Raw genomic sequence first — 7,176 nt, forward strand, 5'->3', positions numbered from 1 at the left:
CACTTCTGAGAAATGCTCAAACGATGTTAGCTTGGGTAAAAACTATGACATGGAAAGGCTTAAATCCGATAGTTAAGTTAAGTAAAAAAGTTTATCAAAAAGGCATTTCTTTAACGAAAAAAGAGATGAAGGAAATTGAGAAACGTTTAGAACGTAATCCTCACTTACCTAAATGGGATATTTTGATTAGACCCAGTTAGTCTAAAAAGTTAATAAGAGTGTAAAATTAAGTGAATTTCCTTTTTAAAAATAGTCAAAGCTAATTTAAAAGTTAGCGTATTTCTTTCTTTTAGATAGGGAGGTTTTTGTTCGCGGGAAGTATCCGCGAACAACTTTTTATTTTTCCCTTTTCGCTTATTTGAGATGTTCTACAAACAGATTCTGAGAATGGGTGGGAAACTTTTTCTTGGAAATCACCCAACATTAATGAAGTTCCTCACTACGTTCCGGCACTATCCCACAGAATATTGATAATAATTCTTAATAAATCTTGAAAGTTCAAGTGTCCCCAATTGGGATAAAATCTTAAATTTTTCTGTGAATCCGCAAAAGTATGTTTAAATATTATTGAGAAAGATTATTATTAAAGTATTTCTGACTTCATGGCACTCTCCTCCCCTCCCTTCCTCACCCAAAGTCCAGAGTTCAAAAAGCCCTCTAAACTACCTGTTTGGTTCCGCCCCACATTTGCCCCAGAACAGGGTGTATTATTGGTCTTGTTTGGTTCTTTTTTGACCGGTGCATCTCTAGCACAACAATGGAATCAATGGACGAATATAGCTTTGCTCTGTGCATTTTTTGCCTTACAGGTAGAGCATCCTTATGTGGTGCAGCTAAAACAAAGAAGAAGTTGGAAACCTCGTTTTGTGATTTGGGGGGGAATATATGGAATAAGTGCCTTAAGTTTAGCCATAGTGCTTTGGTTTCACTCCCCAGTTTTATTATCTATTTATGTTTTAGCAGTGATGGCCTTGATTGCCGATGGGATTGCAGTATTCCAGAAAAAGCATAAGTCCATTGTTAACGAATTGATCAGTTTTGCTGCTATTTGCCTGGCCTCGCCGTTAGCTTACGGTGCCACTACTGGTAATTTATCTATAGAAGCGGTAGGGATGTGGATTTTAAACACCTTATTTTTTAGCAGTGCTATTTATACAATCAAGTTGAGGAAGAAAAGAACCCAATCATTGACACCTGGCATCATCTATCATGGTGTATCTCTGCTAGTTATAACTGGACTATATGGATTAGATTGTTTATCGTTAGTCACAGCTTTATCTTTCCTTATAGCCTTAATTAAATTTGGTATTGTTAATTGTGTATTAGAGTGGTATCGTCAGGCTAAGTTTCAGGCGATCGCTATTTTTGAAACGAGATTTGCTCTAGTTTATACTGCTATTGCTTGTATTAGTGTTCTTCCTGCTCATTTACCCCCTAGTTGACATTGTAATCATAAGCATCTTGGTTGTATGGCAGTTGAACTAAAGGTTATGAAGTTTTAATCTTCTGTGTTTCGGAGTTTCCTATTGCCTTAATCTCAACTTAGATGGTTAGACTGCTATACAGTCTAGAAGACTGTGTTACCCATAAGTAAGATTACTTAATTATTTAGTAATAGTATGAGAAGCAATCATAAAATACGGCGTTTAAATCAGTAGAATTCCAGTGGTCTAATCAAAGGATTAAAGAATAAAATTAAGCTAATTCTTTATCAAGGTTACGGAGTCAAAAACTTCCATACTATCAGATAAAAGATATTACCTTGCTTATTTTAATAAGTGATGTTTATCATCATGCTTTAACGAGAGTCGAGGTGATTTTAACAATCTGTTCAATTACTTAAAATTATCTTCCAAACTAATAGGGACTTTAAAATTCAAGTCTACAATCAATAGTATCCTAAACTACTCAAGATGCTTTCTTTTGAAGAGTTTTAGGGATAACTTGTAGATTTTTTCGATAATCTTTTCTATTAAGAGATAATTCCCAAAGTTTCAGTCTAATAAATAGTTAGACTCATGGCTAAACAGTCAAGGAATCCTACTTTTTCAAGGCACATACAACTCGCTTCTGAGGTTGAATTTAGGCAATAAAGCGTAACTGCTCACCGCAACAAAAAAGTCTTATTGAAAAGCACTACAAACAACATCAGTTGAGTCAACAAAAATATAAGCCCTGTGATTTAGCGTAAAATTTAAGCTAATTTATTACGGCTATTTTAATGACTAACATTCCCAGAATCAAGTCTTTTAAAAACCTCAAATAAAAACAACAATATGAAAAAAAAAGAATAGTAAGATAGTTTTTTGTTAGCGGAGATTATCCGCTAACCCTGTGTATTTTTGTGCGGAGAGATAGGGGGATCAAGAAAAATCTATCCCCCATCGGCTCCGGAGCCTTTTACATCTCTAATCCTGGGGGACTCCGACCAGCTAATGAAAATAATTCGCATAATTGGACAATGGCATTTTGCCCCTGTAATCTCATGGTCTCTAAAAAACTGAACATTTGGGTGACTAACTCTGCACCCCAGTCGCTTCTTGCTCCCCCACTTACTTTGCGGTGAATGACAATGGGACGTAAAGCTCTCTCAGCATCATTATTATCTGGTTTGACTTCAGGATAAGTTAGAAAGGTGAACCACTCTTCCCAATGACCTTTGAGACGGTTAATCAATCTTTGTGCATCATAAGGCCATCCTTTTTTGGGAGTTGCTTTAAAAATCTTTTGCAGTGAGTTCTCGACTTCTGTTCTTTTGGAGCCTAAGTCTTCAAGGGTTAAATTTCGAGCATGATAATGACGATAATGGATACGGGCGGTTGCTAAAACTTGCTGTACATCGGCAGCAAATTCTCGATTCGCTTGAAAACGACTGGTTTTAAGGGACTCTAACTCTCGTTCTAAATGTGCCAGACATTTCTGTTTGGCCATCGCACTTTGTCTAAAGTAGGCACTATAGCAGTCACTGGTGAGGATGCCCTTAAAATCTGCTCCTAACAATTTCTCGACTTCTGCGGAGCTTCTAGTGGGAGCCAACATCAACACACAGACCTCATTTGATGTGGCTACCCAAACCCAATACTTGATGCCATCGATGCAATAACTGGTTTCGTCAACACATCGGATTCCTGGCTGCTGGATGTACTTTAACCACTGTTGGGTCAAGGGTTCTAAACTTTCTTGAAACCATTTGTGCATTTTGGCAAGGCTCCCTTGAGAAATGGGAATGCCAAAGACATACTCTATAAAATGTTCCTGTTTACGCCATGTAAGATTACCCCCATAGCCAAGCCAGCCCACGATGCTACTTAATCGCGCCCCATAACGGAATCCTTCTTTAACTCCCAATGGAACAGGACTGTAATCTGACCATCCACAACTAGGACATTTATAGAATCCGCGACGATATTCCCTGATTTCTATGGGTTGGTCTACTACTTCAGCCACTTGCTGGACTTTTTCGGGAACTACTTCATCTCGTTCCACTGAACCCCCACAAACAGGACAGTTTTCTAGTTCTACAGTGACTATCTTATCGGGCTGACCAAAACCATTACGGGTCTTCGGTGATTTCCAAGAAAAAGTTTCCCACCCATTCTCAGAATCTGTTTGTAGAACATCTCAAATAAGCGAAAAGGGAAAAATAAAAAGTTGTTCGCGGATACTTTCCGCGAACAAAAACCTCCCTATCTAAAAGAAAGAAATACGCTAACTTTTAAATTAGCTTTGACTATTTTTAAAAAGGAAATTCACTTAATTTTACACTCTTATTAACTTTTTAGACTAACTGGGTCTAATCAAAATATCCCATTTAGGTAAGTGAGGATTACGTTCTAAACGTTTCTCAATTTCCTTCATCTCTTTTTTCGTTAAAGAAATGCCTTTTTGATAAACTTTTTTACTTAACTTAACTATCGGATTTAAGCCTTTCCATGTCATAGTTTTTACCCAAGCTAACATCGTTTGAGCATTTCTCAGAAGTGTTCCTTTCCAATGCCTCTCTAAAATTCCCCAACATCTTTCTATGGGATTATATTTACTGTGATAAGGAGGAAAATATAGTAATTGAATAGATTTCTTAGTTTGGTCGGCAAACTCTACCATTCTCTTCAAAAATTGCCTTCTTATTCCACTATTTTCTGCTCCATTATCAACTTTAATTTGGATGTTCTCTAGTTGCTGCTTTTCAGTTATACTCAGACTTGTCCACCATTGCTCCAAGTTATCTACCATGAAATCACTCGTTTTATAAGAACTTCCAAAAGTTACATAAAGTTGCCCTGTCTCTTCATCTACAATCCCACAAGGAACGTATTTTTCTTTAGTTCCCATATCATGATCTTGAGCTTGATTATAACCTCTGGTTTGTCCGCCACGTGAATATTCTCCTATTTCCACAGTTGCTTTACAATCCATACTTAAACGTTTCACAGAAGGGTCTTTTTTTCTATCTTTTTTCTCTATATTCTCGAAGATAGCGTCCGTCTCCGAGATTTTTTTTTAGGTTTAGCTTTTACCACTTTTCTTAATCGATAGCCCAAACGATTTAAAATATCTGCCATTGTCGAAGCAGCAGGAACCTCCTCTCCATTATATCCTAGATTTCTTAATTGTTTAATGGCTTCAGCCGCCGTTAATCTTGTATAGGCAATGGGGTTATTAAATGTGGGGTTTTGTTGTGCGTGAGCTTCGGCTATTTCTTTCAATGATTGGGCAACTATTGGGTATCTTTCCTCCCATTTTTTACATCCACTATTGACTGATTGTAATCCTAAACACACTATCCCAGTTCGTTTTTCATGTAATCCAAGTTGAACATTTTTTCTCCCCCAACCAAACACGATTTCGGTTTGTCTGGCACTTCCTCCACAATACTTGAGACACATTTCAGCTTGAAATGAACGACGCTCTGCTCCCGTCATTTTTTAGGCTGCTAAACGTAAATCATCGACCATCGACGGGGTTAAGGGATTATTTGTCTGTTTTAGCTTCAATTTACTCTCTCTAATCTTTTTACCTCTTCATTTTAATCTATTTCTTCTGTTTTTTCAGACAAGCCAATTATGAAATTTTAAAGTTGTGTACCAAGATCCGCTAACTCTCTGTTCCTTTTATTTCTTGAAAGCCTTTAGTCCAAGCGATTACCCCCTATGGGAAAAGCTTTCTCGGAAATCACCTTATGTGATTTTAAACGGAGTTAAACAAATTGTCAATTTAACAGAAGAAAGGCGTTTTATATTGAGTTTATTACCTGCATCTTGTCAAAGATATTATCTATAAATTGAATTGGATAAAGCAAAAATAATAAAAGAATAAGAGTCTAATGATATCAAATGAGAAGAGGAAACTCTCCTTCGTTTGTGCTGAGTCTTGCTAAGTTTTCAATGAGTATAAATCTTCTTAATTTGATTATTTTTCCTAAAAATTTAATGAAAAGAGAAATATTCTTGCCCAGGTATGATTTTCGGACTTTTTAAAACTATGTATTTTTTTTATACTACATTTTGAAGTGCGGAATCTGGGATCTATCCTAACCGTCGAGTGGACACAGATAACATCCAACGCTATCGAGATATGTTAACTTCTGGTAGGGTGACTCGCCTTTATTTGGATGAACTAGAAAACCTGAATCAAAGTTCAATTGGTTTAGCAACAGTACAGTTAATCACTTTACCTGAAGCAGAAGCTATTGATGTTACTCGTCAACTTATTCAAAGAGTCAGGAACGAGTTAACGTCAGACCAAAAGCCTGAAGAACTTTTACAATTAATAGAGACGGTTCTTGTTTATATGTTACCCCGTTTGAGTCGTCGGGAGGTAGAAGCTATGTTTAGTTTGGATGAATTAAACTGATATCTTGCTTGCACCTGTCACCTAGACCGCCCTGCAATGAATTGACAGGGCTAATAAAGACGTTATCTAAAGATAACTGAAAGGTAGATATAGTAGGTATTCTAGTTCAATTTATTGAACGCTATTTGTTAGCGTTGAAATTAATTTCAACGCGGTTAATGGGGGTGGTGCAAGATGTGAGTTAGAAAGATACAAAAAAAAAGAAGGACTTTAAACCTTCCTCACACCGAAATTTATGGTTTATTTAAACTCCGTCGTTAACAACGAGGTCTTATTTAACCTGAGTTCGATATAAGTAGATTTGTAGAAAACTGACTCAAATCAAAAATATCAAACCCTCATTCTCTCGTTAAAAAAATCATAACTCCGAACTCCGAACTCCGAACTCCGAACTCACGTTATTTGCGTTTGCGAACTAATGCACCCATAGAACCAAAAGCTAATAAGCCTAAAATTGTTCCAGGTTCAGGTACTGATTCAGACGGTACACCTTGGAATAAACGAAACTCTTGTCCATTGTCCCAAATAATTGTCTGTGGTGTGGTGTCTATCCCTAAATCAGCAATAGTTCCAGCGTAAGTAGCGGTGGCAACAAAGTCAGAGGGTATACCCGAATTTCTCACAAAATCTGCGATCGCCAAACACAGAAGCCTTACAGGAAGTGGGTTTGAACAGAGCGATCGCAGATTTCCCCAACCAACAGTCTGTTGTCAGATTTTAAGTTAAAATCAACCCGAATTAGACAAAGATGAAAAGATAAATCAATCACTCATTTTTCCAAAAAAATTATTAATAAAATCTCTAATAGTACTAGATTGTTAGAATAAAATATGCTATAATTTAATTATTAAAGCAATTTACCTTAAACTGATTTAATGAGTCCCAGTCATCCCCGAACCCCTCGTCAAGTAATCAACTTTAGTAAACAGAAAGGAAAAGAAATAATCGCTAATTTTGATGGGGGACTAATCACTTCAGATGCGGGGATTGTCTGGATAGCTGAGTTGGATAAAAAACTGGGAATTACGGAGAAGTTTGGTAACTGTTTTCAAGATCATCGTCATCAATCTTATGTAGATCATTCCGTTCATGAGTTATTAGCACAAAGGCTTTATGGAATTATTTTAGGCTATGAAGATGTCAATGACCATGATAAATTACGTCACCATCCTGCCCTTAAGATCGCTTTAGAAAAGCTTAATGAGCTTGAAGATAAAAAGGGATGGTTAGCTGGAAAAAGTACAATTAATAGATTGGAATATTGTCCTGAGACTATTCTCGACCAAAAAACGAGTCGTATCATAAATAGAGGACCAGCCATGG

General features: G+C 36.8%; 4 protein-coding genes and 3 pseudogenes. 4 read left to right on the forward strand and 3 right to left on the reverse strand.

Features of this window, described 5'->3' with window-relative positions:
- Positions 1 to 200: ISAzo13-like element transposase-related protein (locus CWATDRAFT_RS28370; protein WP_042712710.1), on the forward strand; the 200-nt coding region annotated here is incomplete at its 5' end.
- 402 nt (positions 201 to 602) lie between these two features.
- Positions 603 to 1,442 carry a YwiC-like family protein gene (locus CWATDRAFT_RS28375; protein WP_007308211.1) on the forward strand — a complete coding sequence of 280 codons (840 nt, stop codon included), beginning with the start codon at positions 603 to 605 and terminating at the stop codon, positions 1,440 to 1,442.
- 958 nt (positions 1,443 to 2,400) lie between these two features.
- On the opposite strand, the pseudogene CWATDRAFT_RS28380 reads toward CWATDRAFT_RS28375, so the two are convergent.
- Both CWATDRAFT_RS28380 and CWATDRAFT_RS42045 read right to left on the reverse strand, forming a co-directional pair.
- A pseudogene (locus CWATDRAFT_RS28380) lies at positions 2,401 to 3,564 on the reverse strand (IS66-like element ISCwa4 family transposase); the annotation flags it as partial.
- Between the two features lie 219 nt (positions 3,565 to 3,783).
- Positions 3,784 to 4,922 (reverse strand): annotated as a pseudogene (locus CWATDRAFT_RS42045) (ISAzo13 family transposase).
- Positions 4,923 to 5,523: 601 nt separating this feature from the next.
- Here CWATDRAFT_RS42045 and CWATDRAFT_RS28395 point away from each other — a divergent pair.
- Positions 5,524 to 5,847: pseudogene (locus tag CWATDRAFT_RS28395) on the forward strand (DUF2887 domain-containing protein); the annotation flags it as partial.
- Positions 5,848 to 6,251: 404 nt separating this feature from the next.
- Here the strand turns inward: CWATDRAFT_RS28395 and CWATDRAFT_RS28400 are convergent.
- A complete protein-coding gene (locus CWATDRAFT_RS28400; RefSeq protein WP_071905662.1) occupies positions 6,252 to 6,476 on the reverse strand; it encodes a PEP-CTERM sorting domain-containing protein in 225 nt (74 codons plus the stop codon).
- A 252-nt stretch (positions 6,477 to 6,728) separates the two neighbouring features.
- Between CWATDRAFT_RS28400 and CWATDRAFT_RS28405 the strand changes: the two genes are divergently transcribed.
- The coding region (locus tag CWATDRAFT_RS28405; protein WP_042712712.1) for a transposase at positions 6,729 to 7,176 on the forward strand (448 nt) is incomplete at its 3' end.

The organism is Crocosphaera watsonii WH 8501 (genome assembly GCF_000167195.1).
GTDB classification, from domain to species: Bacteria; Cyanobacteriota; Cyanobacteriia; order Cyanobacteriales; family Microcystaceae; genus Crocosphaera; species Crocosphaera watsonii.